Source organism: uncultured Helicobacter sp., assembly GCF_947367035.1.
GTDB lineage: Bacteria > Campylobacterota > Campylobacteria > Campylobacterales > Helicobacteraceae > Helicobacter_D.
The window spans coordinates 76,123-101,896 of sequence record NZ_CANBCA010000001.1 but is presented as its reverse complement, the minus strand read 5'-3'; the positions used below and the strand labels follow the sequence as shown (position 1 = coordinate 101,896).

General features: G+C 34.1%; 25 protein-coding genes. 14 read left to right on the top strand and 11 right to left on the bottom strand.

Going from position 1 to position 25,774, the window contains the following annotated elements:
- Window positions 1–3 precede the first annotated feature (3 nt).
- Complete coding sequence (locus Q0Y61_RS00590; protein ID WP_297809693.1) at window positions 4–750, top strand: 3'-5' exonuclease; 747 nt, start codon at window positions 4–6, stop codon at window positions 748–750.
- Between the two features lie 12 nt (window positions 751–762).
- Window positions 763–2,016 (top strand): carboxynorspermidine decarboxylase, encoded by a 1,254-nt coding sequence (nspC, locus tag Q0Y61_RS00585; RefSeq protein WP_297809690.1) that lies wholly within the window; start codon window positions 763–765, stop codon window positions 2,014–2,016.
- Between the two features lie 53 nt (window positions 2,017–2,069).
- Here the strand turns inward: nspC and Q0Y61_RS00580 are convergent, their stop codons facing one another.
- From Q0Y61_RS00580 to Q0Y61_RS00570, 3 genes are all read right to left on the bottom strand, one after another.
- A complete protein-coding gene (locus Q0Y61_RS00580) occupies window positions 2,070–2,351 on the bottom strand; it encodes a hypothetical protein (protein ID WP_297809687.1) in 282 nt (93 codons plus the stop codon).
- Between the two features lie 8 nt (window positions 2,352–2,359).
- A complete protein-coding gene (locus Q0Y61_RS00575; protein WP_297809684.1) occupies window positions 2,360–2,743 on the bottom strand; it encodes a hypothetical protein in 384 nt (127 codons plus the stop codon).
- A gap of 153 nt (window positions 2,744–2,896) precedes the next feature.
- The gene (locus tag Q0Y61_RS00570; RefSeq protein ID WP_297809682.1) at window positions 2,897–3,448 is read right to left on the bottom strand and encodes a hypothetical protein; all 552 of its coding nucleotides are present in this window, start codon (window positions 3,446–3,448) and stop codon (window positions 2,897–2,899) included.
- Window positions 3,449–3,570: 122 nt separating this feature from the next.
- On the opposite strand from Q0Y61_RS00570, the gene Q0Y61_RS00565 reads away from it, so the two are divergent.
- From Q0Y61_RS00565 to Q0Y61_RS00550, 4 genes are read left to right on the top strand one after another with little or no spacing between them, the layout of a single operon-like run.
- Complete coding sequence (locus tag Q0Y61_RS00565; protein WP_297809679.1) at window positions 3,571–5,418, top strand: extracellular solute-binding protein; 1,848 nt, start codon at window positions 3,571–3,573, stop codon at window positions 5,416–5,418.
- Between the two features lie 9 nt (window positions 5,419–5,427).
- Window positions 5,428–6,468 (top strand): ABC transporter permease subunit, encoded by a 1,041-nt coding sequence (locus tag Q0Y61_RS00560; RefSeq protein WP_297809676.1) that lies wholly within the window; start codon window positions 5,428–5,430, stop codon window positions 6,466–6,468.
- A gap of 2 nt (window positions 6,469–6,470) precedes the next feature.
- Entirely contained in the window at window positions 6,471–7,514 is a 1,044-nt protein-coding gene (locus Q0Y61_RS00555) for an ABC transporter permease (RefSeq protein ID WP_297809673.1), read from the top strand.
- A complete protein-coding gene (locus Q0Y61_RS00550; protein WP_297809670.1) occupies window positions 7,511–9,088 on the top strand; it encodes a dipeptide ABC transporter ATP-binding protein in 1,578 nt (525 codons plus the stop codon). The genes Q0Y61_RS00555 and Q0Y61_RS00550 overlap by 4 nt, the downstream gene beginning before the upstream one ends.
- Before the next feature lie 16 nt (window positions 9,089–9,104).
- Here the strand turns inward: Q0Y61_RS00550 and Q0Y61_RS00545 are convergent, their stop codons facing one another.
- The 3 genes from Q0Y61_RS00545 to grpE all read right to left on the bottom strand — a co-directional run bounded on the left by Q0Y61_RS00545 (window position 9,105) and on the right by grpE (window position 13,542).
- On the bottom strand, window positions 9,105–10,700 hold the full coding sequence (locus Q0Y61_RS00545; RefSeq protein ID WP_297809667.1) for a DUF2972 domain-containing protein: 1,596 nt from the start codon (window positions 10,698–10,700) through the stop codon (window positions 9,105–9,107).
- Between the two features lie 378 nt (window positions 10,701–11,078).
- Window positions 11,079–12,950 (bottom strand): molecular chaperone DnaK, encoded by a 1,872-nt coding sequence (gene dnaK, locus Q0Y61_RS00540; protein WP_297809664.1) that lies wholly within the window; start codon window positions 12,948–12,950, stop codon window positions 11,079–11,081.
- 40 nt (window positions 12,951–12,990) lie between these two features.
- Window positions 12,991–13,542, bottom strand: coding sequence for a nucleotide exchange factor GrpE (gene grpE, locus Q0Y61_RS00535; protein WP_297809660.1), 552 nt, complete (start codon window positions 13,540–13,542; stop codon window positions 12,991–12,993).
- A 270-nt stretch (window positions 13,543–13,812) separates the two neighbouring features.
- On the opposite strand from grpE, the gene Q0Y61_RS00530 reads away from it, so the two are divergent.
- Entirely contained in the window at window positions 13,813–14,670 is an 858-nt protein-coding gene (locus Q0Y61_RS00530) for a M23 family metallopeptidase (RefSeq protein WP_297809657.1), read from the top strand.
- A gap of 9 nt (window positions 14,671–14,679) precedes the next feature.
- Window positions 14,680–15,297, top strand: coding sequence for a class II aldolase and adducin N-terminal domain-containing protein (locus tag Q0Y61_RS00525; RefSeq protein ID WP_297809654.1), 618 nt, complete (start codon window positions 14,680–14,682; stop codon window positions 15,295–15,297).
- A 214-nt stretch (window positions 15,298–15,511) separates the two neighbouring features.
- Here Q0Y61_RS00525 and Q0Y61_RS00520 read toward each other — a convergent pair whose 3' ends face one another.
- The 5 genes from Q0Y61_RS00520 to Q0Y61_RS00500 form a co-directional block, all read right to left on the bottom strand.
- Entirely contained in the window at window positions 15,512–16,255 is a 744-nt protein-coding gene (locus Q0Y61_RS00520; RefSeq protein WP_297809838.1) for a hypothetical protein, read from the bottom strand.
- 169 nt (window positions 16,256–16,424) lie between these two features.
- Window positions 16,425–17,072, bottom strand: coding sequence for a hypothetical protein (locus tag Q0Y61_RS00515; protein WP_297809652.1), 648 nt, complete (start codon window positions 17,070–17,072; stop codon window positions 16,425–16,427).
- Between the two features lie 106 nt (window positions 17,073–17,178).
- Window positions 17,179–17,523 carry a hypothetical protein gene (locus tag Q0Y61_RS00510; RefSeq protein WP_297809650.1) on the bottom strand — a complete coding sequence of 115 codons (345 nt, stop codon included), beginning with the start codon at window positions 17,521–17,523 and terminating at the stop codon, window positions 17,179–17,181.
- On the bottom strand, window positions 17,520–18,218 hold the full coding sequence (locus Q0Y61_RS00505; RefSeq protein ID WP_297809648.1) for an AzlC family ABC transporter permease: 699 nt from the start codon (window positions 18,216–18,218) through the stop codon (window positions 17,520–17,522). The genes Q0Y61_RS00510 and Q0Y61_RS00505 overlap by 4 nt, the downstream gene beginning before the upstream one ends.
- Window positions 18,215–19,168 (bottom strand): hypothetical protein, encoded by a 954-nt coding sequence (locus tag Q0Y61_RS00500; RefSeq protein WP_297809646.1) that lies wholly within the window; start codon window positions 19,166–19,168, stop codon window positions 18,215–18,217. The genes Q0Y61_RS00505 and Q0Y61_RS00500 overlap by 4 nt, the downstream gene beginning before the upstream one ends.
- 168 nt (window positions 19,169–19,336) lie before the next feature.
- On the opposite strand from Q0Y61_RS00500, the gene rplI reads away from it, so the two are divergent.
- Genes rplI through Q0Y61_RS00470 form a run of 6 tightly spaced genes read left to right on the top strand, consistent with a single transcriptional unit; the run spans window position 19,337 to window position 25,755 of the window.
- Window positions 19,337–19,783, top strand: coding sequence for a 50S ribosomal protein L9 (gene rplI / locus Q0Y61_RS00495; RefSeq protein ID WP_297809644.1), 447 nt, complete (start codon window positions 19,337–19,339; stop codon window positions 19,781–19,783).
- Window positions 19,783–20,316, top strand: a complete 534-nt coding sequence (gene hslV / locus Q0Y61_RS00490) for an ATP-dependent protease subunit HslV (RefSeq protein WP_297809642.1) — start codon at window positions 19,783–19,785, stop codon at window positions 20,314–20,316. The genes rplI and hslV overlap by 1 nt, the downstream gene beginning before the upstream one ends.
- A 26-nt stretch (window positions 20,317–20,342) precedes the next feature.
- On the top strand, window positions 20,343–21,665 hold the full coding sequence (gene hslU / locus Q0Y61_RS00485; RefSeq protein ID WP_297809835.1) for an HslU--HslV peptidase ATPase subunit: 1,323 nt from the start codon (window positions 20,343–20,345) through the stop codon (window positions 21,663–21,665).
- Window positions 21,666–21,683: 18 nt separating this feature from the next.
- The gene (era, locus tag Q0Y61_RS00480; RefSeq protein WP_297809640.1) at window positions 21,684–22,616 is read left to right on the top strand and encodes a GTPase Era; all 933 of its coding nucleotides are present in this window, start codon (window positions 21,684–21,686) and stop codon (window positions 22,614–22,616) included.
- Between the two features lie 22 nt (window positions 22,617–22,638).
- On the top strand, window positions 22,639–23,613 hold the full coding sequence (locus Q0Y61_RS00475) for a L,D-transpeptidase family protein (protein ID WP_297809638.1): 975 nt from the start codon (window positions 22,639–22,641) through the stop codon (window positions 23,611–23,613).
- A gap of 6 nt (window positions 23,614–23,619) precedes the next feature.
- Window positions 23,620–25,755 (top strand): NERD domain-containing protein, encoded by a 2,136-nt coding sequence (locus tag Q0Y61_RS00470; protein WP_297809636.1) that lies wholly within the window; start codon window positions 23,620–23,622, stop codon window positions 25,753–25,755.
- The last annotated feature ends 19 nt before the right edge of the window (window positions 25,756–25,774 follow it).

Here is a 25,774-nt window from a genome sequence, read left to right as displayed (position 1 = left end):
TGAATGCCAAAATGTTACGAGAAAATCATTTCAAAACTCAAAAAACGCCCTTTAAGTCAAACGGAGTTTTTATCACTCCTCTCTGAAGCAGCAGGCTTATTTGGCGATAGTGCAAGTGAGCTTGAAATTATCAAAGGCAGTGGAATCCCACTAATATTTGCCCACGATAAAGTTTATTATCGTCCCAATTTAACTCCTATACAATCAGAATCCTTTTGTATCGTAGATATTGAGACGAACGGACATAATCCTTTTGTTCATCACCCTATTGAAATTGGTGCAATAAAATTTAGCAATGGAGAAATCACGGATACTTTTGAATCACTCGTTTTTTGTGAAGAAATCCCAGAATATATTACTAAAATCACAGGTATTCACACTTCAATGCTTACAAATGCTCCTAAAATTTCAAAAGTTTTAGAAACTTTTAAGTTATTCTTGAGAGATTCAATTTTTGTTGCACACAATGTAGATTTTGATTATAACTTTTTAAGTTATTCCCTCTATCATTATGGTTTTGGCTATCTTTATAACACTAAACTCTGCACGTTACAACTTGCTAGAAAAACCTTACAATCTCCACGTTATTCGCTAGGATTTTTAAATGAGTATCTAGGGATTCATAACCAAAACCTTCACCGTGCTCTGCAAGATTCTAAAACTGCACTAGAGATTTTTAAAATTTGTCTGCAAAATCTGCCTAAAAATCTCTATACAAGCAAGGATTTGCTAGAATTTAGCAAAAATTAAAGGAGTGATAAGATGTCTCTTCAAGATTCCACAAAAATAAGCTTTCTTACTCGTAATTATCCTAAAAATTTCTCTTCCCTACCAAGCCCCTGCTATGTGCTAGAAGAGAAAAAATTTAAACAAAATTTACAATTACTACAATTTGTAGAGCAGCGTAGTGGAGCGAAAATTTTACTAGCACTCAAAGGTTACGCATTATGGAAGAGCTTTCATCTTGCAAAAGCCTACTTAAGTGGAATCACTGCAAGTGGAATCTATGAAGCACGATTAGGATATGAAGAATTTGGTAAGGAAATCACGACCTTTAGCCCCTCTTACAAACAAGAAGAAATGCAACAACTTGTGCAAATTTCAAATCACATTATTTTCAATTCATTTAGACAATGGCAAACTTTTAAAGAAATGATAGAGTCTCAAAATGAGCTCAGAGAACGCAAAGGACAATCAAAAATTGAAGTGGGATTGCGCGTTAATCCAAAATATAGCGAAGTGAGTCCAAAAATCTATAATCCTTGTGTAGAAGGTTCAAGACTTGGCATTACACCAAAAGAATTTAAAAAGGGGGTGCAACAATTTGGATTAGAGGGTATTAGTGGATTGCATTTTCATACCCATTGTGAGCAAAATAGTGATGCACTCAAGCGTACTTTGAAGCATTTTATTACGCATTTTGGAGAGTATATCCCAAAAATGCAATGGATTAATTTTGGTGGAGGACACCATATTACACGCAAAGACTATAATGTAGATTTACTTATCAAAACGATTCAAGAGTTTAAATCAAAATTCAAAACAGAAATCTATTTAGAACCCGGTGAAGCAGTTGGTTGGCAATGTGGATTCCTGATTGGCAGCGTGATAGATATTGTGCAAAATGGTATGAAGATCGCTATTTTAGATGTCAGTGCTGCTGCACATATGCCTGATTGTTTAGAAATGCCTTATCGTCCAATGGTACGCAATAGTTTTGAAGCGAAAGTTTCTAAAAAACACCATAAACTCAAACTAAAAGGAGAAAAGCCTTATGCCTATCGCTTAGGGGGTCCAACTTGTCTCGCAGGCGATGTAATCGGAGACTATAGCTTTAAAGAACCTCTTAAAATTGGAGATAGGATAATTTTTGAGGATATGGTGCATTACACCATTGTAAAGAATAATACTTTCAATGGGATTCCATTGCCTAGCATTGGAATGCTTCGCGAAAATGGAGATTTTGAATTATTCAAAGAGTTTTCCTATCAAGATTATAAATATCGTAATAGCTGATTAAGATGAGATATTAAATGTATAGCAAGATTCTACAAAATGCAGAATCTTAACTATGCTACAAAAAGTCGTTTTGGGTTTTTGATAAGCAAAAGCACAAACCAAGCAATCAAACCACAAAGCACAACGATTCCACCAAGAATCGCATCTTCGCCACTAATATCCAAAAATGGTTCTCCTGCACCAAGTGCAAAAATGCAATCCACAATCCACATTAATCCGGCTCCCCAATACATAAGGCTCAAAGTGCCTAATTGTAAATTCTTTTGAGGATTACTTACAAACCAACAAACACTTGAAACTACCGCTGCAAATAAAGTGATTAATAAACACATTTTTATCCTTATGCTATTTGTGTTTTTGAAGCTAAATTTGCATACATTTTATCAGCACAAACTACCATTATAGTCCAAATTGCAACAATCAACGCAACCTGTGCGCTACCAATCGTTAAGATTTCATAAATCATTGCTTGTGTATGCTCTGGCGAACTCATTGCAGTTAAAAATGGAGGATAAGCGACAATTTCTCCGTGCCAAATATGTTCAATACAAAGCAAAAAAACACCTCCCCAAAGCATATTTACAAGCCAGCCCAATTTTCTACTCCAAGAGATTTTATGAGAATTTTCTTGCATATTCTTTTGGGTTTCTTCTTGCTTGGCAATACTTTTTTTAGCAACACTTAACACACTAGCAACTACGATAGATTCAACAAAACACGCCATATTAGCACCTCCAAAAATTTAATACAACTTATTTAAAGTTAAAAAATAATAAACTAAATTTTCTTAAGATTCCATTATATTATCAAGTAGAAACCAAGATTAAATCTTCTCCAAATTTTAGTACCTTATTAGAATAGTCTTATTCCAAACTCTCTACATTACACTTAAAGCACCCACAGCAACACTGATGAAAACTCCGGCTAAAATAGTCATATATTGACTTCTGCGATTCTTTTTAATATTAAATAAAGTAATCATAAGCCCGGAAATATAAAGCAAAATTAAGGTGATACCAAAACCAATGGCAAGCACATCAAAATACCATTTCGCTTTGGCTTTATGCAACATAATCATATCACCCATTAGACTCCGTTTTAAAGTTGTAATCGTCCAAGTAGAATCGGGATTCTGCTTAATGCTTACAGAATAATGCACTCCTCCCATCTCTAATGCACCACTTCTTCTATTCATTTTAGCTTCCATATTACTTGGCACACTTAAGTGATTCTCCTTAAGATATTCTAGGAGTGCTTGAGATTCTTGTCCTTTTGCTATCTCTTTAGTTAAAATATAAGTTTGCTTTGTCGCTCCAACATCTTGATCAAACCCAGCAATATACAAAATTCCACTTAACGCATACATCAGTGCTAAGGGTAGGAAAAATAAACTGAGGTAAATATGAATATTGCGAAATTGTTTTGTCATTTAAACTCCTTTAAAAACTAAAATTGAAATATATCACGTAAATGTGAAGAAAATGTGAAGAATTATTAACTTTAATTTGCTAGAATATTTGATTCAATTTCGATAATAAAATAAGGAAATTTATGCGTATTCTTTTGCTCTACTTGCTTCTTATTTCTTCCCTTTTAGCGCAAACTTATAGTGATTCTGCATTCAGTGCCAATGGTAAGGTAAAATATAAAAATTTCACTTCCTTTGATTATGTAAATCCCAATGCGCCCAAAGGAGGACATATCAAACAATATGCACTTGGAAGCTATGATAGCTTTTATGATTTTTTACTTAAAGGCACGAGCGTTAAAGGGCTTTCATTGCTTTATGATACCTTAATGGTGCGCTCCTTTGATGAACCAAGTAGTCAATACGGATTAATTGCAAAGCAAGTTCAAAGAGCTCAAGATAATACTTTTGTTATTTTTCAGCTAGACGAAAAAGCACATTTTAATGATGGCAAAGAAGTAACCGCTTTTGATGTTGAATTTAGTTTTAATACCATAGCAAGAGGAGAAAATCCTTCAATGGTGCGATATTATGCAGATGTTAAAGAGGTGATTGTCGTAGATAAATACACTGTGCGTTTTAATTTCAATGACTCCGATAATCGTGAATTAGCTCTTATTCTTGGGGATTTGCCTATCCTACCTAAACATTATTATGAAAAGATAAATTTAAGTGAAAATCCTTTAAAACTTCCATTAGGAAGTGGTCCTTATATCATAGATTCTTTTGATGCAGGAAGAAGCATTACTTATAAGCGTGTGGAAAATTATTGGGCACGCAATCATAAGACACGAATAGGACATTTTAACTTTGATAAAATCACTTTTGATTATTATAAAGATGATGCGGTTGCTCTAGAAGCCTTTAAATCTGGAAGATACGATTATAGAGAAGAATCTAGTGCAAAAAATTGGGCAGTAGGCTATCAAAGCATTGCGTTAAAGAATCAAGAGATTAAAAAGCTTGAATTACTCCACTCCTTGCCAAGTGGTATGCAAGGATTTGTGTTTAATTTACGCAAAAGTTTATTTAAGGATAGACGTGTGCGTGAGGCTTTAGGGCTTGCGTTTGATTTTGAATGGAGCAACAAGAATCTCTTTTTCAACCAATATAGTCGCACAAAAAGTTTTTTTGATAATTCTGAATTTGCAAGTGTTGGGATTCCACTAGGCACAGAGCTAGAACTCTTAGAACCTTATCGTTCTAAACTTCCACCCGAACTTTTTACGCAAAATTTCTCACTTCCAAAAAGCAAAGGCGATGGCAATAATCGTGAAAATCTCAAAAAAGCACAAGCACTATTAAAAGAAGCAGGCTTTACCATAAAAAATGGCAAACTTTATGCACCAAAAGAAAAAGTAAATGTTCAAGATTCCATACAAAACACAAAAGAACAGCCTTTTACCTTTGAACTCTTACTAACAAGCCCCGCAATGGAACGCGTAGCAATCCCATTTCAAAAAAACCTACAAACCTTAGGAATCACAATGAAAATCCGTATTGTAGATATTAGCCAATATATCAACCAACTCCGCCAATTTGATTATGATATGATTGTCAGTGTATTTCCACAAAGTCTCTCACCAGGCAATGAACAAGCATTTTTTTGGGGTTCAAATGCAGCCGATGCAGAGGGGAGTTATAACTATATTGGAATCAAAAATGAAGTCATAGATGCACTGATTACTAAAGTGATTCAAGCAAAAGATTACCAAGAACTCCTTGTTAGCACACGCGCACTTGACCGCGTATTGTTATGGGGATATTATATGATTCCACATTTTCATACAAAAACCTTTAGGGTTGCTTTTTGGGATTTTTTAGAACACCCAGAGATTACTCCTATTTATAATGTTGGTTTTGAAACTTGGTGGGCAAATCCTAGTAAATTAGAAAAACTGCAATCCAAATATCCAAATTTTCGCCGTTAAAGGGAAAAATTGAGACGATATATTCTAAAAAGACTTTTGCTGATTATCCCTACTTTAATCGGTATTATGACATTAAACTTTTTTATTATCCAAGCCACACCAGGTGGTCCGGTAGAACAGATGATTGCGCGTTTAGAAGGAATAGGTGCGCAAGGAGAAGTAAGTCATTCAAGCAGTGTTTATAAAAATCAAGGTTTAGATGAAGCAATGATTGCTAAAATCAACGCACTTTATGGATTTGATAAACCTTTAGCAACTCGTTATTTTTTGATGATAAAAAATTATCTTTGCTTTGAATTTGGTGATAGTTTTTACAAAAACACTCCTGTGGTCAATCTTCTCTTAGAAAAACTCCCTGTCTCTATTAGCTTAGGACTCTGGAGTACTTTATTAATTTATCTAATTTCCATTCCCTTAGGAATTAGAAAAGCACTTAAAGACGGGAGTACTTTTGATAGCATTACAAGCACATTCATTATTATTGGCAATGCGATTCCAATCTTTTTATTTGCGCTCATTTTAATTATTTTCTTTGCTAGTGGGACTTACTTTAATCTTTTTCCTTTGCGTGGAATCGTAGGGGATAATTTTGAATCTTTAAGTCTATTTGGTAAAATCAAAGACTATTTTTGGCATATTACTTTACCTGTCATTTCGCTTAGTATTGGTGGATTTGCGACTTTAACTCTACTTTCTAAAAATTCTTTTCTAGAAGAAATCCACAAGCAGTATGTCAAACTTGCTTTTGCTAAAGGATTAAACGAATCTCAAGTGCTTTATCGTCATATCTTTCGCAATGCAATGCTGATTATTATCGCTTCTATTCCTTCTGCATTGCTTGGAATGCTACTGAGTGGCTCACTCTTGATTGAAATCATCTTTTCTCTAGATGGCTTGGGACTTTTGGGCTATGAATCCATTATCACTCGCGATTATCCTGTCATTTTTGGCTCACTTTATCTTTTCACACTTCTTGGCTTAATCATCACTTTAATGAGTGATTTACTTTATACACTCATAGACCCAAGAATCAATTTCCAACAGGCTTAAAGATGACAAGAAAAAGCATTTTAAATCAAAGGCGATTCTTAGCGTTTAAGCAAAACAGACGTGCGTATTTTTCACTTTGGATTTTTGGCGCACTTTTTGTGCTATGTATGAATGCACAATTCATTGCTAATGATAAACCACTTTTTATTCGCTATGGGGGAGCAAATTATTTTCCTTTATTTTATAATTATCCTGAAACAATCTTTGGTGGAGACTTTGAGAGTATCGCAAACTACAATGACCCTTATTTACAGAACAAAATCCTTGAAAAAGGCTTTTTTATTATGCCTTTAATTCCCTATACTTACGATTCCGTGATTTATGACTTACCCTCACCCGCTCCCTCGCCCCCAAGCCTTAAAAATCTGCTAGGAACAGATGATTTAGGGCGAGATGTGTTAGCAAGATTGCTTTATGGGTTAAAAACTTCTATTTTATTTGGTTTGATTCTTACATTTTTTAGTTCTATTATTGGGCTTTTTTTCGGAGCAATTTGTGGATATTTTGGAGGTAAAGTAGATTTATTTGGGCAACGTTTGATTGAAATTTGGAGTGGTATGCCAATACTTTTTGTATTAATCATCTTTGCAAGTCTATTAGAGCCAAATTTTTGGAGTATTTTATGTGTCGTTTTATTGTTTTCTTGGATTACTCTTGTGCCTTTTGTCCGTGCAGAATTCTTAAAGGTGCGGAATCTTGACTACATTAAAGCTGCCAAAATGTTAGGAGTAAGCCATTTTCGTATTATTATTCATCATATTTTACCCAATGCACTTGTTGCAACAATCACTTACCTACCTTTTATTCTATGTGGTAGCATTACGACCTTGGCTTCTTTAGATTTTTTAGGATTAGGGTTACCTCCACCTAGTGCGAGTTTGGGTGAGATTCTCTCTCAAGGCAAAAACAACCTCAATGCTCCTTGGCTTGGACTTAGTGGATTCTTTGCTTTAAGTATTTTACTTTGCTTGCTTGTGTTTATTGGGGAAGGCTTGCGAGATTGTCTGCGAAGTGAAAGCATTACTATCAGAGGAAATGCTAAATGAATCTTTTAGAAATTAAATCTCTCAAAGTTTCCTTACAAGGATTTTGTCTAAAAGAAATTGACTTTAGTTTAGAACAAGGAGAGATTCTAGGAATCGTTGGGGAATCTGGAAGTGGCAAAACTTTGCTTAGTCATTTGATTTTACAATTAATTAAAAATTACGAATTACAAAGCGGAGAGATTCTTTATTTGGGGCAAAATTTACTTGAATGGAAAGAATCACAAATGCAAGCTTTGCGTGGCAAAGAAATCAGCTATATTTTCCAAGAACCCCTAAGCGCACTCAATCCTTTGCAAAAAATTAAAAAGCAGCTAAGTGAAGCCATTATGATTCATCATCCAAACCTCCAAAAACAAACCTTAGAAGAAAAAATTTCAAATTTATTGACAAATGTTAATTTAGACAAAAAAGTGCTAGAATCTTATCCTTATGAGCTAAGTGGGGGACAAAGACAACGCGTATGTATCGCAATTGCTCTTGCTAATTCTCCCAAAATCCTTATTGCCGATGAGCCGACAACCGCATTAGATTCCACAACACAATCCCAAATCCTCGCGCTTTTAAAAAATCTACAAAAAAAATTTAATCTTAGTATTTTATTTATTAGCCATAATCTAGCGGTGGTAGCCAAACTCTGCTCTAATCTTATTGTGCTGCAAAAGGGCAAGATTATAGAAAAAGGGGCAACGAAAGAAATCTTTAATACCCCAAAAAACCCTTATACCAAAATGTTAATCCAATCACTAGGATTCCAATACAACCAAGAACCTTATACCCAAAAGACACTCTTAGAAGTTAAGAGTCTAAGTGTCCAATATCCCATTAAAAAGAGTCTTTTTGGCAAAACTTTAGAATCTTTTACTGCTTTATCCCCTCTTAGTTTTGTCTTAAGGGAGGGAGAGAGTTTAGGAATCATTGGAGAATCTGGAAGTGGAAAAAGTAGCCTTGCCAATGCACTTTGTCGCCTACTTCAACCCAATGTTACACAAGGGGAAATGAAATTTTTAGGAAAAGATTTTTTCGCTTTAAAAAGTAAAGAGTTGCGTCAATTTAGAGGGAAAATTCAAATCATCTTTCAAGACCCTTTTAGTTCTTTAAATCCCAAAATGAATATTTTTCAAATCTTACAAGAGGGAATTAAGGCTCATCAAGAAGAATTACACTTAGAACCTGAAATGATAGAAGACAAAATTATTCAAGGTCTTGTGGATGTGGGCTTAGATGAAAGCTATTTGGAACGCTATCCTAACGAACTTAGTGGCGGACAAAGACAGCGAATCAGCATTGCTAGAAGTTTGATTTTACGCCCAAAGATATTGATTTTAGACGAGCCAACTAGCGCATTAGATCGCTCAACACAAAACCAAATTTTAACTTTGCTATTAAATCTTAGCCGACAATATCATCTAAGTTATCTTTGCATTAGCCACGATTTAAGTGTCATTGCTACTCTATGCCAAAATGTCTTAGTCTTAAAAGAAAGTAAAATGCTTGAATATGGCGCAACTCAAGAAGTCTTTAAATCTCCCAAGCACCCTTATGTAAAAACTCTACTTCAAGCAAGTGAGCTATAAGATTCCAAAGGACAACTTATCCCAACTCCTTATACATTCTCTCAAACTCTTGATAATATTTCCAAGATTCTATGATGTCAGGACGCATTTGTTCGATATGATTTATATCAGATTGCAAAGTTTGTTTTAGAGTAAGCATTATGTCTTGATTCTCTTTTAAATATTGCAATATGTCCTTTTCATTGACTAAATTTGCCTTGATATTTGCTATATAATGCTCTAGTGCTTTCATATATTTTTGTAAATATATTTTTATATTCGCCAATAACAACTCATTTTCGCTTAAAGTTTTATAATCTCTCGCATTTGTGTAGCAAATCATATTATCTTGTGGCATTTTGATGTCAATCAAAGGAGCGATATTGCGGAGATTCTTATTTGTATTTGGAGTAAGCTGATGAGTTGAAATGATGATTTTAATCTCTACTTCTTGCGTATTTTTATCAATATCTTTTGTATTTGCATTTAAAATACAAGGAAGCATTAATAAACCCTCATATCTATTGACTTTTCCTTCAAATACTTTCATCTTTAAGGGCGTATCAAATTGCAATTTTTGGGAAAGATTTATAAAAGTATCAAAAGCCATTTTTCCGCTTATCTCATCTATGGAGAGAAAAATCACTTCAGAAGTGGCGTTTTTGAGCCAATTTAGCCTCGTGGTAATGCTTCCAAGTTCATTTGGAGGAAACGAAAAATTCATATCTTTGCCAATAATACTTATATCTGGCTTAAGTTTAAATGCCCCACGATAATACATTGTAGGAAAAGAAATTTCGCTCTTTAAAGTAAAATTTTTAAAAGAAGAATCTATATCCCAACTTGGATTATCCAAATGATTAATAATTGTTTTTAAACGACTTATAGGGTCTCTAGCAATGCAAAAAATAGGCACTTTTTTATCCAAAAGTGCAGCAAACCTTTGAGCATTATCTTGCCAATTATTGAATGAAAAAATAATATATTTTCCTTGCAAATAGCTTTTATACAAATATAAGTAAGCACTTTTATAATCTTTAAATCTCCAACAAATCGTGCAAAATTCAACATTACACATCTCAAAAAAAGTCTGTATAGCCTCCCCACCTGAACAACTATTATAAAGCCAAATACTTTTATATTCTCTTGGTAACGGCAGATTCAAATCCCAAGCGATTTCTGCTGAAATACTCTCATAGCTTAGATTTACATAAGGCTGCGGAGACTGCATACTTTGCAATTGCTTATCTTTTTGAGATTCTTTATTTTCTAATGCTGCATTTAATCTCTCTGGATTAAGCAAGGGAGGATAAGGGTGATTGGTGTTTAAGTATTTTTCTTTAAATTCTTGAGATTGCGTCCAAGAGATTATCTCATCATAATGCTTAGCAATAAAAGCCAAAGATTGCGTATGAGAAAGTGCATAATGGAATCTTTTGCAAATCTTGTATGCTTTATGAGGATTTTTCAATGCAAAAGTGCAGTAAAAGAACATCACAAAATAAGAGTAGGGCTTTGCAAAATACTTATATAAAGCCTTTTGCAACTTTCTTAGCTTCTTTTTTATATTATAAACAAGAGCAAACTTTAAGCCAAATCTTTTGAAAATCTTTATCGTCTTAGAGCTACTCATAGATAATCCTTATGAGTGCTATTTGAAGTATTTTAATACACTTACACAAAAAAGAACAGCAAAAAATACTAAAGAAGAAGCTAGGGGATATGGGCTTAAAGAGGGATTTATAAAAAAATAAAGTGGAGAGGGAATTACATATTAAAAGATGATATGCCCCCCCCCCGCGCAGTTGTTATCATAGAGCAGCCCTTTAGAAAAAATAAGTTGATATTATAGCAAAGTTATTCAATTTTACAACGAAATTACACATTTAAGGTTTTATATTTTGGATTGCTTCGCTACGCTCGCAATGACAAGAAGACAGAATCACAGGCGTGCAAGATTATGGATTTGCAAATGGAATCTCTAAGGTGAGATTCCACCCCTGTAAGATTCCTATTCTACTTCTGCATCAATGACATCATCATCTTTTTTATTTTGTGTGCCACCTTGTGCATTTTCATCTTTTTTATACATTGCTTCTGCAAGTTTATGGCTAGCTTCTGTGAGTGCTTTTACCTTTGCGTCAATCTCTTCCTTACTTACATTTTCATTTTTTAATGTTTCTTGCAAGGCAGAAATAGCTGCTTGGATTTTCTCAGCCTCACTTGCGTCAATCTTGTCTTTCATTTCATCTAGACTTTTTTGTGATTGATACACTAAACTATCTGCTTGATTGCGCACTTCAATGATTTCTTTTTTCTTTTTATCCTCTTCTTTATTCAATTCTGCGTCTTTAACCATTTTCTCAATTTCAGAATCGGACAATCCGCTAGAACCTGTGATTTTAATCTCTTGCTCTTTGCCTGTTGCTTTATCTTTCGCACTCACGGTTAAGATTCCGTTTGCGTCAATGTCAAAAGTAACTTCAATTTGTGGCACACCACGAGGAGCTGCTGGGATTCCGCTTAATTCAAAATTTCCTAGCATTTTATTATCTCTTGCTAATTCTCTCTCGCCTTGTAAAACTTGAATCGTAACTGCGGGTTGATTGTCCTCTGCAGTGGAGAAAACTTGATTTTTCTTTGTTGGAATCGTTGTTCCACGTTCAATAATTCTCGTCATTACGCCACCTAATGTTTCAATCCCTAAACTCAATGGAGTAACATCAAGCAACAAGACATCTTTCACATCACCTTTAAGCACTCCACCTTGAATTGCCGCACCCATTGAAACCACTTCGTCAGGATTGACAGATTTATTTAATTCTTTGCCGATAAAGTCCTTCACTCTCTCTTGAACTTTTGGGATTCTAGTAGAACCACCAACCATTACCACTTCATTGATTTCGCTTTTGCTTAAATCTGCGTCTTTAATCACATTGGCAATCTTATCAATCGTTTGATTAATGTATTGCTCAATGAGGCTTTCAAATTTCGCACGAGTGAGTTTTTTTACTAAATGTTTAGGACCACTTGCATCTGCGGTAATAAAAGGCAAATTAATTTCAGTCTCTTGCGCACTACTTAACTCTTTTTTGGCATTTTCAGCTGCTTCTTTTAATCTCTGAAGCGCCATTACATCGCCCTTTAGATTAATTCCATTTTCACTTTCAAACTCTGCTGCTGCCCAATCAATAATTGCATTATCAAAGTCATCGCCACCTAAAAAGGCATCGCCTCCAGTTGCTTTTACCTCAACGACATTATCTCCCGTCTCAAGCACAGTAACATCAAATGTCCCACCGCCTAAATCATAAACAACGATATTTTCAGAATGCTTTTTATCCAAACCATAAGCCAAAGCTGCACTTGTTGGCTCGTTGATGATTCTTAAAACATTTAGCCCTGCAATCGTGCCTGCTTCTTTAGTAGCTTTTCTTTGTGCATCATTAAAATATGCTGGCACAGTAATGACAGCCTCTGTTACTGCTTCACCCAGATAACTTTCCGCATCTGCTTTTAATTTCATCAAAATTTTTGCTGAAATCTCTTGAGGCGTATAAACTTTGCCCGCAATTTCAATCGCACACGCACCATTTCTATCCACTACTTTATAAGGTAAGCGTTTTTTAGCTTCTTGTGCTTTTTCCTCATTAAACATTAATCCCATAATTCTTTTGATAGAATAAATCGTTTTTTCTGGATTTGTGATAGCTTGTCTTTTTGCAGGGTCTCCTACTAACACCTCCCCTTTGTCTGTAAAAGCCACGATAGAGGGAGTTGTATTCTTGCCCTCTTTATTAGCAATAATTTTTGCCTCATTTCCCTCAAATACTGCCATTGCAGAGTTTGTTGTTCCTAAATCAATTCCTAATACTTTTCCCATTTTTTATCCTTTCATTTAAATTTAATTCATTTTGTGATTCTTACTTAGCAATGCTAACCATAGAAGGACGCAAAACTCTTTCTTTATATTTGTAACCTTTTTGCATTTCTGCAACAATTTCACCAGACTGGTGTGCATCACTTTGCACCTGCATAATTGCATCATGAAAGTTTGGGTCAAATCCACCTTCTGTCAAGATTGGTTCTATCCCGTGCTTTGCTAATGTTTTTAACAAATTATCCAAAGTGAGTGCAATCCCTTCTTCAATTTTATTTAAAATATCTTCTTGATTTTCACTTTTTTCTTTAGAATCGCAAATTGTTTTTAATGCGATTTCAAGAGTATCAAGACTTGGAAGCAAATCTTTAGCAATTTTTTCATACGCATATTCTAATGCTTGGTCTTTATCACGAATCAAACGTTTTTTAGTATTTTCAAAATCTGCATAAGTGCGCATATATTGGTCTTTTAACTCACTAATTTGTAATTGCAAAGATTCTTTGGAATCTGTCTCCTCTGTCATCTCCTCTTGCAATTCATTATTCTCTTGCGAATCGTCAAAAGCTTGATTTTTACTTTGCTCTTCTTGCACTTTCGCTCCTTAAATTTTGATTTTTGAATAAATTTAAAAGTGAATTTTAGCAATTATTCTTTCAAATTTCAAGCAAAATTATATAACTTTAGTCTAGTATTGTCAAGTTAAATCAATAAAATAAACTAAACTTTCTTAAAATTTTATACGCAATTTATTTTTAACCCCTTTTTTCTCTAACTTAAACTTTATCTTTCTTCTTTTAATTTTAAGTAAAACTCTGTTATTCTTAAGGTTTTTAAATTCCTAAATATGAGGTTAAAATTTATAATGAAAGTTTTAAATATACCTGTTCATACAATTTTTAAGAAATTTTTGGTTTTGGTTTTTTTTGCTTTTAATGCGCAGCTATTTGCACAAGATTCTACACCTGCAATTTTCAAAGTAGAAAATGGTAAAACCATTATCCTTTCTACTCAATCCGCTAATCCAAAACCTATTAAAATTCATCAAAAAACTTACTCTTGGATTCCACATCCATTAGATAAATCCCAAAAAATCGCAATCCTCTCTATCCCCTATCGCACTCCTATTTCCACTATCACATTAGAGAATGGCACATTAATAGAAGTGATTGCTGGAAATTACACAAAAGAACAAATCCAAGCCAATCCAAATAAAGTCAAACCAAATCCAAAAAATCAAGAGAGAATTAAGCGCGAACGAGAAGAAGCAAACAAAATTTATAGCAATTATAACCAAAAGCGACTTTGGGATTCCGCTTTTATTTATCCTATGCAAAGTGTCATTACTAGCCCTTTCGGAAGTGCTAGAGTGTTTAATAATGAGCTAAAAAGCTATCATAGTGGCACAGATTTTAGAGCAAAAATTGGCACAGAAATTTATGCAAGCAATCGTGGCAAAGTCGTAATTTCCAAAAATCGCTTCTTGGCAGGTGGTTCTGTGGTATTAGACCACGGCGAAGGACTTTTTAGTATGTATTATCATTGTAGTGAAATAAAAGTGCAAGTAGGACAAATCGTAGAAAAAGGCGATTTAATTGCTCTTAGTGGTGCTACTGGACGTGTAAGCGGACCTCATTTACACTTTGGGATTCTAGTAAGAGGTGCGCAAGTAGATCCGCTAGACTTCATTACACAAGCCAATGCGCTTTTTACAAACCCTTAAGGTAAAAAAATGGATTATCCTTTAAATGAAGAAATCTTGCAAAATCTCAAAGCAATTTCTTTATCTATGTTTCGTAAAAATTTCTTTGGAATCTTTCACGGCTCACTTTCTACAAAGCTAGAAGAAGGGCACTTCTTAATCAACAAAAAAGATGCAATTTTTGATGATTTAAATAAAGAATCATTGATTATCCTTTATCATAAAAGAAATTATCGTTGGAATGATGCAAGTTTAGATGCTTTTATCCATTCTTTAATTTATCAAAATATCCCCAATGCCAAATACATAGCTTATGGAATGCCCCCTTTTACAGTCTCTTATACCTTGACACACAATAAAATTATCCCCAAAGATTATTTTGGTTATAAAATGCTTGGAACTCTTGAAGTCTATGACCCTAAAGACTTTGATAATTGGTATGAACGTGCAGATGTGGAAATCAATAGATACTTTAAAGAAAGTGGCAAAAAGATTATGGTAATTCGTGGCTATGGCGTCTATGTTTATCATCGTGATTTGCAAATTTTATCTAAACTTTTTGCACTTTTAGAAAATACTTGTAAAATCTTGCATTTTAGCAACCTACTTGAAGGCAGTAAGCAAACACAAGATTTATTTGATATTTAGAATTTTTTTATTTGTTAAAATTCCCATTGTAAAGGCATCTATATGCAATATCATAGACTGCTTCGGATTAAAGAATCATTAAATAACAGCATAGGGATTTATCCTTACAAGCAGTCATCTGACTTCGTAGCAATCCATAACTTTAACTTTCTTAGTGAATGAAATGATAGAATCTTTGTTGTCAATCATTTCCTTTTCTCCCTCAACTCTTTCTTTAGCTTACGCACTTCTTGGAAAAAGGCAAGGTAGGCAAATATTCGCCCCCCCCCCGCACAGAATTTGCAGCAATCAAAGCCTTACCTAATTTATAAGTAAAACATTCTTTTTCTTTCAAAGCTTGCTTGTAGTCTGCATAGGATTCTAAAGGAGGAAGTTTTAATTTAGGATTCTTTGTGATTGTCTTTTGGTATTTCTCTTGTTCAAATTGATGTTGGGCTTTGATATAAGATAAGACATAAGGCATTCTTATATATCCCCATAGACTTTTAGAGTTTAGAATCATTGCAGAGCCTAGTTTGTAAGCTAAGTGGTTGTGGATTCTGTCTTTTGCGCTTATGAGATAGATACTAGGGTTTGGGGTTTCTTTGATAATTATTTTAGGAGGTGGGGACTTTGTCAATCGCATTGCAACACAATATTCCTCAATAATCTCTTTGATAACTTTCACATTAGGAATAAGAAAATCAAAGTCATATTCCGATTCCACAATGATATTTGCACAATTAAATGGAATCTCATAATCCCACTTGCCACCTTTAGCCAACAAAAAATCAATCAGGTTAAAATAAGAAATTGTATAAGAATGAGGGTTTAAAATCACAGCTTCACTTTTTTCTGTGCAACAATTTGTTTCATCAAATGCACAAAAACTTTTATCATCTAAGAGCAATGGAATATTAAGGGTGTTAAACAAACGAATCAGTGAGCTACTTTTGGAAATTTGGCGATTTTGCGTCATCACACGAATGCTAGAATAAACATTATAGACGCTACACTGATTTTTTGGTTTCTCATTATTCCAAGCGTGGATTCCAATGAGTGTCCAACCATCACAATTTTTGGGGAATTGGAGCCTTATGCCTTTTTGTAAGGGATAAGCTTCCTCGCAAAATGCAGAATTTTGTAATCTAATAAGGGAAATCCCCCCCCCCCCCCGCAGAAGTCTGCATTTCTCTAGGTGTTAGGATTCTAAATTCTGGATTTGCATTGCAAGGGATTTTTTGTTTTGGGCTTTTAAACAAAGGAATGTGTTTGATAATATTTTGCCCAAAATAATTCATCAATCTTGCCATTTGGTGCGCTCCAAAACTCCCATAGAATCCAAACATATTTTCTCTAATGTAATGCCCTTGCATATCTATGCAATTAAAGCCATATTGATTTGCGCAAGCCCTATGGGCATTGTCAATTGCTGTTGCATACTGATAGAGGCTTGGATTATAGGGCAAAAGCAAAATGAGTACTTTTTTCTTTAAACGATACAATTCCTCATAAAGCCAATGGACACTAGCAAGAATGGTTGAAAGAGGGACGAAACTATATCCGTGATGATTTGCAATCTCATTAATATTGCTTTCTGTAATAATTAAATCTGCAATTTGCAAGAATTCTTGATTTTTCTCTCGCTTTAATTCATAAAGATTCTGCAAAGAAATAGAAGAACCTAAAGCCAAATTTGTTAGCTTTACATTCTCTCCTCTCAAACCTTTTTGCAACCCATTAACCATCACAGAATTACTGCCACCCAATAACACAATATGATAGTTTTGACTCATTAATAAACCTTTTATAAAAATTAATTTATGCTTATGTAGATTATATCATAATTTTTGATTCCATTGTGAAATCCATTTGTGCGCACTTAAAGAGCGCATTGGATACTTAAGAAACCCCAAGCACAAAGCCTACAAAAATCACTAACGCTAACAAAAATGCACTTAAAAGGCGATTTGTCCAAAGTGTGCCAAAAAACACGAGCAGCAACAAAGCAATTTTCACAATATCAATAAGCGCAAACTCACTTAATAGCTGCGCAATATCACGCGTAAAAAACGCAGTCGCATACACAATCGCCCCAAGCATCGCCTGTGTGCTGTAAGTCAAAAAGCGATAAAATCTGCCATCTTGATTGCCAAGTATGGAGTGATTCGCAAAGAAAAACGGCGTGATTCTGCAAACAAAAATACTAACTGCCGAAAAGATTAACAAAATCCAAAACAAACTCATCTTTGCCCCCTTGTTGAACGTTTCCTCTGTGCTTCATCATAGACTAGCATCGCAAACCCTATCACAAAAGGTAGAATCAGCAGATAAAATTTCGGGCTAAAAGCTATCATAAAGGGTGCTAGAATGAAGCCCCAAAAATAACTTCCCACTTCTTTAAGGTTTGGATAATGCTTCGCCGCAAGTCCTGTGAATTGCAGAGGCAGGACAAGAGAGACGATTTGTTTGAGCTCGGGTGAGCTAAGAGCCGCTCCTGTGCTATACCCTATGCCCGTGCAAATGAGCGAAACAAGCCATATCGGCAAACCAAGCCCCAAAAAATACGCAAAAGGCGACTCGCTCATTTGTTTGAATTTAGAGACACAGCCGCTAAACACAGAGGGACAAATCAAAATGCTAGAGAGTGAGAGCCAAAAAAGATTTGTGCGCTTTAAATAGGGAGCAAGCGTGGCAGACATTAACAAAAATCGTGCGTTCATCGCTAGAATCAAAGGAATCAAAATATAGCCATCATAATAACTCTGCACGAGCAAAAACTGCAAGGGCGTTGAAAACACGAAAAGCGTAGTGGAGAGACTCTCAAAAAAGCTTAAGTTGTTTTCAAACGCATTTGCTCCAATGGAAAGATAGAGAAAAATAAAAGAAACGCCAAAAATAGAGGAATCTTTTACCCCATCAATGAGATAATTCTTTGTCATACTGCAACTCCAACGCTTAACGATTCAAAACATTTTTGTGCTACTCCTTTGCTTCTTAGCAAAACACGAGGCACACTAGAAAGTCTAGCAATATCACTAACCTTACCCGCTCCGTTAAGGCTTTCTCTGCCGTGCAACGTCTTTTTATTGACAACCACAAGGAAACATTCCTCATCTCCAAAAGCATAAGTCTCACATTCCTTAAGCATTTCTCTAAATCTGTCAATAAAGGCTTGACTTTTTTTATCTACGCCTATCATTCTATCGCCCACTTCTCTATCAATACGAAAATCTAAATTAAATCCCAATCCAAAATCGTCTTTATAGAATATTAAAGGCTTTATTTGAGATTTGCTTACCTTAACATTCTTGCCTGATTTAAATTCTGCATAAGATTCAAATAGGCATAAAAAATCCTCATCATTTAATCTTTTTACCAATTCTCTTGGGTGCAATAAGAGAGTGGGGGTTTTCGTGGTATCTTTCCAAATACTTAAAGACAAAAGTTCCACCTCCAATTCTTCATAAATATCATCAGAATGCAAGGAAATTTCACCAGCCCCCATACCCCATTCACTAAACAAATGAGAATCTTTACCCAACAATAAATACTTATGCTGTTCATAAGGGTAATAAATGTCATTTAAACCCAACAATAGCGAAAGTGTTTCGTGGATTACATAATGATATGCTAAAGGAATACCTTTTGGGATTCCCCTAATAGAAAATACGAAAATGGGACTTTTAAAATGAAAATCCCCCATACATTCTATATCCTCTTTATGCAATATAGAAAGAAAAAATTGCATAAACAAGATTCGTTGCAAATGTGGGGGGCAGTTCTGATGCTTATCCCACCACTCTAGCATATCTTTAAAACAATAACTCAAATCTAGTGATAATTCTTTTTCTCTCTCAAGCTTTTCCCTTATCTTATCAATGCCATACATTACTTTTCCTTAAGTTTATTTTTATCTATTCTTTATAGAAATAGGCTTACATTCTAACCAAAACCCTTGCTTGAAAACAAGTTTTGTCCGCCACAATGTTGGAGTGGTTTAAAACTTAGCAAAAATCTGCTACAATACTACCCATCTAAATAATGCCAAAGGAATGAAATGAAAGTTTTATTATTGCAAGATGTCAAAGGTTTAGGCAAAAAAGGCGATATTTGTGAAGTTAAAGATGGTTATGGAAGAAATTTTTTAATAGGAAAAGGATTAGCAGATTTTGCTACAAATGAAGTGATTAACCGCTACAAAGCAGCGCAAAAAAGAGCGGCAGAACTTGCAGCAGAAGAAAAATCTTTAATGGAAATGACTGCGAAAAAAATCTCTGAAATTGTAGTAAAAATCATTCAAAAAGTGGGGGCAAATGGCTCACTTTATGGCGCAATTACCAAAGAGGATATTGCAGAAGCACTCGCAAAAGAGCATCGCATTGAAATAGACAAAAAAACCATTGAGCTAAAAACCCCCATCAAATCCACAGGAATTTATGAAGTAGAAATCAAGCTCGGACACGGAATCCACGCAACCTTAAAAGTTGATATAGAGGCGCAATAATGTTTGAAGCAACAACGATTCTAGCCTATAAAAGTGATGAAGGCGCAGTCATTGGTGGTGATGGACAAGTAACCTTTGGAAATTGTGTCTTAAAAGGAAATGCAACCAAAATCCGCACACTTTATAGTGGCAAGATTTTAAGTGGATTTGCGGGAAGCACCGCAGATGCTTTCACGCTTTTTGATATGTTTGAACGAATCTTAGAAAACAAAAAGGGCGATTTACTCAAATCTGTGATGGAGTTTTCCAAAGAATGGCGTAAAGATAAGTATTTAAGACGATTAGAGGCAATGATGATTGTGCTAGATAAAGAACATATTTTTATCCTTAGCGGAACAGGAGATGTTGTAGAGCCAGAAGATGGCAAAATCGCAGCCATTGGCAGTGGTGGAAACTATGCCTTAAGTGCTGCACGCGCATTGGATAGATTCAACAATACCTTAACACCAAAAGACATTGTATTGGAATCGCTTAAAATTGCAGGCGAACTTTGCATTTACACCAATACAAATATTAAAATTTTAGAACTCTAGGAATCATCGTGGAAAATGTGATAGCAATGACACCCAAAGCCATCGTGGAATATTTAGATGAATACATTATCGGACAAAAAGATGCTAAAAAAATTGTAAGCATAGCACTTAGAAACCGCTATCGTAGGTTACAACTCCCCAAAGAAATCCAAGAAGAAATTATGCCAAAAAATATTTTGATGATAGGCTCCACTGGAGTTGGAAAAACAGAAATTGCAAGAAGAATGGCAAAAATGATGGGACTACCTTTTGTCAAAGTAGAAGCGAGCAAATATACAGAAGTGGGATTTGTTGGTAGAGATGTAGAATCTATGGTGCGTGATTTAGTGGTTGCCTCTATAAATCTAGTTAAAGAAGAGCATCGCCATAAAAGCACAAAAAATATTGAAAAATATGTCTTAGATAAAATCATAGAAAAGCTTATTCCCCCTCTTCCCAAAGGAGCAAGTGAGCAAAAAATTGAAGAATATGAAAACGCTAGTAATAAAATGCGCTCTAAAGTGCAAAAAGGCGAAGTAGATCATCTAAAAATTGAAATTGAAGTGCCAAAACGTTCTTTTGAAATTGAAGATGGTAATATGCCAGCTGAATTTGCAAAAGTACAAGAAACCATTGCAAAAGTTTTCATTGCCTCTCCTAAAGAGAATCCTAAAAAAGAAGTAACCATCAAAGAAGCAAAAGAATTATTAAAAATTGAGGCAAGTGAGGCATTGCTAGATTTGGAAGCTATCAAACACGAAGGACTTAAACGCGCAGAAAATAGCGGGATTATCTTTATTGATGAAATTGACAAAGTCGCTGTAAGTAGCAATGGACAAAGTCGCCAAGACCCAAGTAAAGAAGGTGTGCAAAGAGATTTATTGCCTATTGTAGAAGGAAGTGTTGTCAATACCAAATATGGCAGTATCAAGACCGACCATATTTTATTTATTGCAGCAGGCGCATTTAGTTTAAGTAAACCGAGTGATCTAATTGCAGAATTACAGGGGCGATTCCCTTTGCGTGTAGAACTAGATAACCTAGATGAAGAAGTGTTATATAAGATTCTCACACAAACAAAAAATTCCATTCTACGACAATATGAGGCTCTTTTAAACGTAGAAGAAGTAACTCTAAAATTTAGCGATTCTGCAATTCGGGCTTTAGCACATTATTCACAAGTCGCAAATGAGAAAACAGAAGATATTGGAGCAAGACGTCTTCACACGGTGGTAGAACAAGTCATAGAAGACATTAGCTTTGAAGCAGAAAATTACAAAGGTCAAGAAGTAGAGATTACTGAAGCACTTGTGGCAGAAAAGCTAGAAGCACTTGTGGCAGACTCTGATGTTGCGCGTTATATTTTATAAATTTTGGAATCAATTTCATTGGAAAAAATCAAAAATAATTCCTCAAACCAACAATCTGAATGCAATTTAGAATCCACAAGAGCAGGATTCGTAGCAGTGCTTGGACGACCAAACGCTGGTAAAAGTAGCTTCTTAAATGCAATTTTAGGAGAAAAATTAGCACTCGTTTCTCACAAAGCAAACGCCACACGCAAACGAATGAATTTAATTCTTATGGAGGGGACAACTCAAATTATTTTTGTAGATACACCTGGAATCCATATCCAAGAAAAACTACTGAATCAATATATGCTCAAAGAAGCAATGAGCGCTATGAGTGATTGCGATATTTTATTGTTTTTAGCTCCTGTTACAGACAAAATTCACTATTATGAAGATTTTTTAAAAAACGCAAAAAAACCACACATTTTATTACTCACCAAAATAGATTCTGTCTCAAAAGAAACACTTTTGAGAGTAATCCAAACTTATGAAAAATATCAAAAGAATTATCAAGCCCTTATTCCTGTTTCTATTAAAGACTTGAGAAGTTTAAAGCGCGTTGTAGAAATCGTTGCGAATCTTATGCCCTTCAATCCCTATTATTATGACCCAGAAATCCTAAGCCCAAACACAACAAAAGAAATTGCAAAAGAAATGATTAGAGAGGCTGTCTTTGAAAATCTTAGTGATGAGTTGCCCTATGAAAGTGATGTGCTAATCACATTTTATCAAGAAAAATCACATCTTCATTATATCAAAGCAACCATTGTCGTGCATAAAGAAAGTCAAAAGGGTATGGTAATTGGTAAGGAAGGAGCAACGCTTAAGCGCATTGGACAAAAAGCACGTTTGAAATTAGAATCTTTTACAAAACAAAAAATTTTTTTAGAAATTTTTGTAAAAGTGATTCCAAGCTGGTGTAAAGAGCGTGAAAATCTTAAAAAAATGGGGTATAATTTTGAAGATTAATTATAAAATTGTGGGAGAATTTGTGAAAATTTTTAAAGTTTTTGGACTATTTTTGGCGCTAGTGGTGGCACAAGCAAGTGATTTTGAATGGGTAAAACTCTATTCTGAAGGTGGAGTAAAAGCAATTGAAAGCAAAATAGAGCAAATTATGCAAAGTCGTGAATATTGGGAAGAATCCCTTAAAACACAAGATACGCGTTTTGGTTACTATGAAGATTTAAGCTATTTGTTTATTGCTAGCAAAAATACACCCACTTTAAAACTCTACACATTCAATAACAATCATTGGGAAGAAAAACTAAATACTAAAAGTTTAGTTGGTTCTAAAGGCGGGCATAAGGAAAAAGAAGGGGATTTAACTACCCCTATTGGCGTCTATGCACTGAATGCACGTTTAACAAATTTAGACCAATATTACGGACCACTTGCCTTTAGCACCAACTATCCAAACCTTTTTGACAAACTTCAAAAACGCACAGGTGGTGGTATTTGGATTCACGGAATGCCCCTTAATGGGAATCGCGAGGAACTAAACACACGTGGTTGTATTGCGATTGAAAATAATTTACTTTCTTTCGTAGATTCTACAATTAATTATAGGGATTCTTTACTTATCACTTATGATAACTCTATTAAAGAAGTGAGTAAAGCAGATTTAAGCATACTTTTAGCAAGTCTTTATACTTGGAAAGAATCTTGGAAGTTAAACAATGTAGAAAAATATTTAGAATTTTATAGCCCCAATTTCGTTCGTTTTGATGGAATGAAATACAATGATTTTGCACAAAATAAGCAACGTATTTTTGCAAAAAAAGAATCCAAACAAATAATATTTTCCAAAATTAACATTTCACCCTACCCTAATGAGAAAAATAAAAATTTATTCAGAATCTCATTTTTTGAAGATTATAAAGCTCCAAGTTATAGCTTCCACGGCAAAAAAGAACTTTATGTAGAATTAAAAGATTCTAAAATGCAAATTTTAGTAGAGCAATAAAGAGAGATGGCACAATTTTTTCCTCCTATTTCTGATATTTTTCATTTTCAGGCGCAACCTACAGAGGGAGAACTTGCTTTACTTCGTTTTCTTGAGGTTAATTTAGATGAACATTATGAAGTTTATTTTAATCCCTATTTGAATGGCGACCGCCCAGATATAATCATTTTACGAAAAGAATGGGGAGCATTAATTATTGAAGTAAAAGATTGGAATCTTGAAAGCTATTTCATAGATGAAAACAAAAAATGGCGTGTGCTCCGCCAAAATACGCTTGTCAAATCCCCAATTAGTCAGGTGTATAGATATAAAGAAAATCTTTTTGAGCTACATATTGACAATCTACTGAATTTAAAAATTAAAAATATAGAGTATTTCAAGATTGTAAAATGTGCGATATATTTTCATAAAGCGACAAAAGAGCAAATAGATACGCTGATGCAACCATTAAAAAATGACAGATCATTGCGCTATATTGATTTATTAAGCAATGATTCCTTAACAAAAGATAATTTTAATAAAATATTTTTCAAAACTCGCTCTACCATTACTCAAAATAAGCAATACTTTACAGATGAAATATACAACAGTTTCAAAAGAGTGCTAACACCAACATTTCATATGCAAAATGACGGAAATTTCATAGAATACAATAAAAAACAAAAAGAAATCATTTCTAAACCAACGAAAGAAATGAGGGTAAAAGGTGTCTTTGGTTCAGGCAAAACAACGACTCTTGTTGCAAGAGCAGTAAAAACTTATCAAAAACTAAAAATGGATAAGTTACACCCAAAGATTCTTATCTTAACTTACAATTTAACGCTTAGAAATTTTATACGCGATAAATTAATTCAAGTGCATAGGGATTTTGAAATAGCAGATTTTACTATTATTAATTACCATCAATTCATCAAAGCAGAATTAAACAATATGGAAATTGAAATGGAAATACCCCATAAACATAAAGGAATAGAGATTGAAGAATATTATGATAAATACTACTCCAATGAACAATTATTTGCTAAAAATAAAGACAAAATTATCCCTTATGACGCTATTTATATTGATGAAATACAAGATTATAAACGAAGTTGGATGAATATTCTCAAAGATTCGTTTCTCGCTCCAGAGGGAGAATATATTATCTTTGGCGATGAAAAGCAAAATATTTATGGTAATCCAATCAAAAATAAAGATATTATCACAAATATATTAGGGAGACCAACAGAGTTAAAAATCTGCCACCGCTCAGATTCAAAAATTAGAGATTTGACATTAGAATTCCAAAAAACACTTTTTAGCAAGAAATATGAACTAGATAATATGGTAAATGAAAAAATAAGTGGGGGGCTCTTTGAGAAAGAAGGTTATACTAAATACACCTATTTTTTAAATATGCCCATTATCCCAACAATTTACGATATTATACGCGAAAATATATTGCACAAAATACATAACGTTTCCCCTAATGATATTACTATCCTTGGATACACTCTACCCTTATTAAGAGAGCTTGACTGCTATTATAGGATTCTATCAAGAGAAAATACCAAAACAATGTTTGAAACCACTGAAATAATGTATTTAAGCGCACTTTCAGATAACGAAAAATGGCTTGATGTGCCTAGAAACGAACTAGTAAGAAATAATTACTCTAACAACACAAAATTATCAGACAATCAAAAGATAAAAATAAAAAATTTCATTGCCCAATTATTGTCTATTGCAGAACTTTATGACAAATATCCAGAAAAAATAGAAAAATGCCTTAGTGAAAAATGTGAAAATTTTAAAATAGGATTTGATTTTTTTCTATCCTTTTTAAACACAAATGCAAAAGAAATTCAAGGTTTTAGAAATAAAGTAAATAAAGCAAACTATGAAATTATACGTAGAAATAAGAAAATTCACTTTTGGATGAATTGTGGAATGCTCAAAATCTCAACCATTCATTCCTTCAAAGGCTGGGAAAGTCAAGCAGTCTTTCTTATTATAGAAGATAAAATTACAAAAAACGAATTTGATGAGTTGCTTTACACAGGCTTCACAAGAGCAAGGGAAAATCTTGTCATTATCAATTTTGGGAATGAAGAATATCATAAAATCTTAAAACCAATGTTTGATAAAGTCAATAAGCAATAAATTAAGTTTGCTTTGCCAT

What these genes read in the sequence shown, in the direction of transcription:
- Q0Y61_RS00470 (WP_297809636.1), top strand. Translation starts at nt 23,620, where the DNA reads ATGGCACAATTTTTTCCTCCTATTTCTGATATTTTTCATTTTCAGGCG.
- Q0Y61_RS00555 (WP_297809673.1), top strand. Translation starts at nt 6,471, where the DNA reads ATGACAAGAAAAAGCATTTTAAATCAAAGGCGATTCTTAGCGTTTAAG.
- Q0Y61_RS00580 (WP_297809687.1), bottom strand. Translation starts at nt 2,351, where the DNA reads ATGTGTTTATTAATCACTTTATTTGCAGCGGTAGTTTCAAGTGTTTGT.
- nspC (WP_297809690.1), top strand. Translation starts at nt 763, where the DNA reads ATGTCTCTTCAAGATTCCACAAAAATAAGCTTTCTTACTCGTAATTAT.
- Q0Y61_RS00530 (WP_297809657.1), top strand. Translation starts at nt 13,813, where the DNA reads ATGAAAGTTTTAAATATACCTGTTCATACAATTTTTAAGAAATTTTTG.
- Q0Y61_RS00550 (WP_297809670.1), top strand. Translation starts at nt 7,511, where the DNA reads ATGAATCTTTTAGAAATTAAATCTCTCAAAGTTTCCTTACAAGGATTT.
- Q0Y61_RS00505 (WP_297809648.1), bottom strand. Translation starts at nt 18,218, where the DNA reads ATGACAAAGAATTATCTCATTGATGGGGTAAAAGATTCCTCTATTTTT.
- Q0Y61_RS00545 (WP_297809667.1), bottom strand. Translation starts at nt 10,700, where the DNA reads ATGAGTAGCTCTAAGACGATAAAGATTTTCAAAAGATTTGGCTTAAAG.
- Q0Y61_RS00565 (WP_297809679.1), top strand. Translation starts at nt 3,571, where the DNA reads ATGCGTATTCTTTTGCTCTACTTGCTTCTTATTTCTTCCCTTTTAGCG.
- hslU (WP_297809835.1), top strand. Translation starts at nt 20,343, where the DNA reads ATGACACCCAAAGCCATCGTGGAATATTTAGATGAATACATTATCGGA.
- Q0Y61_RS00570 (WP_297809682.1), bottom strand. Translation starts at nt 3,448, where the DNA reads ATGACAAAACAATTTCGCAATATTCATATTTACCTCAGTTTATTTTTC.
- Q0Y61_RS00590 (WP_297809693.1), top strand. Translation starts at nt 4, where the DNA reads ATGCCAAAATGTTACGAGAAAATCATTTCAAAACTCAAAAAACGCCCT.
- Q0Y61_RS00575 (WP_297809684.1), bottom strand. Translation starts at nt 2,743, where the DNA reads ATGGCGTGTTTTGTTGAATCTATCGTAGTTGCTAGTGTGTTAAGTGTT.
- hslV (WP_297809642.1), top strand. Translation starts at nt 19,783, where the DNA reads ATGTTTGAAGCAACAACGATTCTAGCCTATAAAAGTGATGAAGGCGCA.
- Q0Y61_RS00525 (WP_297809654.1), top strand. Translation starts at nt 14,680, where the DNA reads ATGGATTATCCTTTAAATGAAGAAATCTTGCAAAATCTCAAAGCAATT.
- Q0Y61_RS00510 (WP_297809650.1), bottom strand. Translation starts at nt 17,523, where the DNA reads ATGAGTTTGTTTTGGATTTTGTTAATCTTTTCGGCAGTTAGTATTTTT.
- dnaK (WP_297809664.1), bottom strand. Translation starts at nt 12,950, where the DNA reads ATGGGAAAAGTATTAGGAATTGATTTAGGAACAACAAACTCTGCAATG.
- Q0Y61_RS00515 (WP_297809652.1), bottom strand. Translation starts at nt 17,072, where the DNA reads ATGAGTCAAAACTATCATATTGTGTTATTGGGTGGCAGTAATTCTGTG.
- Q0Y61_RS00500 (WP_297809646.1), bottom strand. Translation starts at nt 19,168, where the DNA reads ATGTATGGCATTGATAAGATAAGGGAAAAGCTTGAGAGAGAAAAAGAA.
- Q0Y61_RS00520 (WP_297809838.1), bottom strand. Translation starts at nt 16,255, where the DNA reads ATGACGCAAAATCGCCAAATTTCCAAAAGTAGCTCACTGATTCGTTTG.
- rplI (WP_297809644.1), top strand. Translation starts at nt 19,337, where the DNA reads ATGAAAGTTTTATTATTGCAAGATGTCAAAGGTTTAGGCAAAAAAGGC.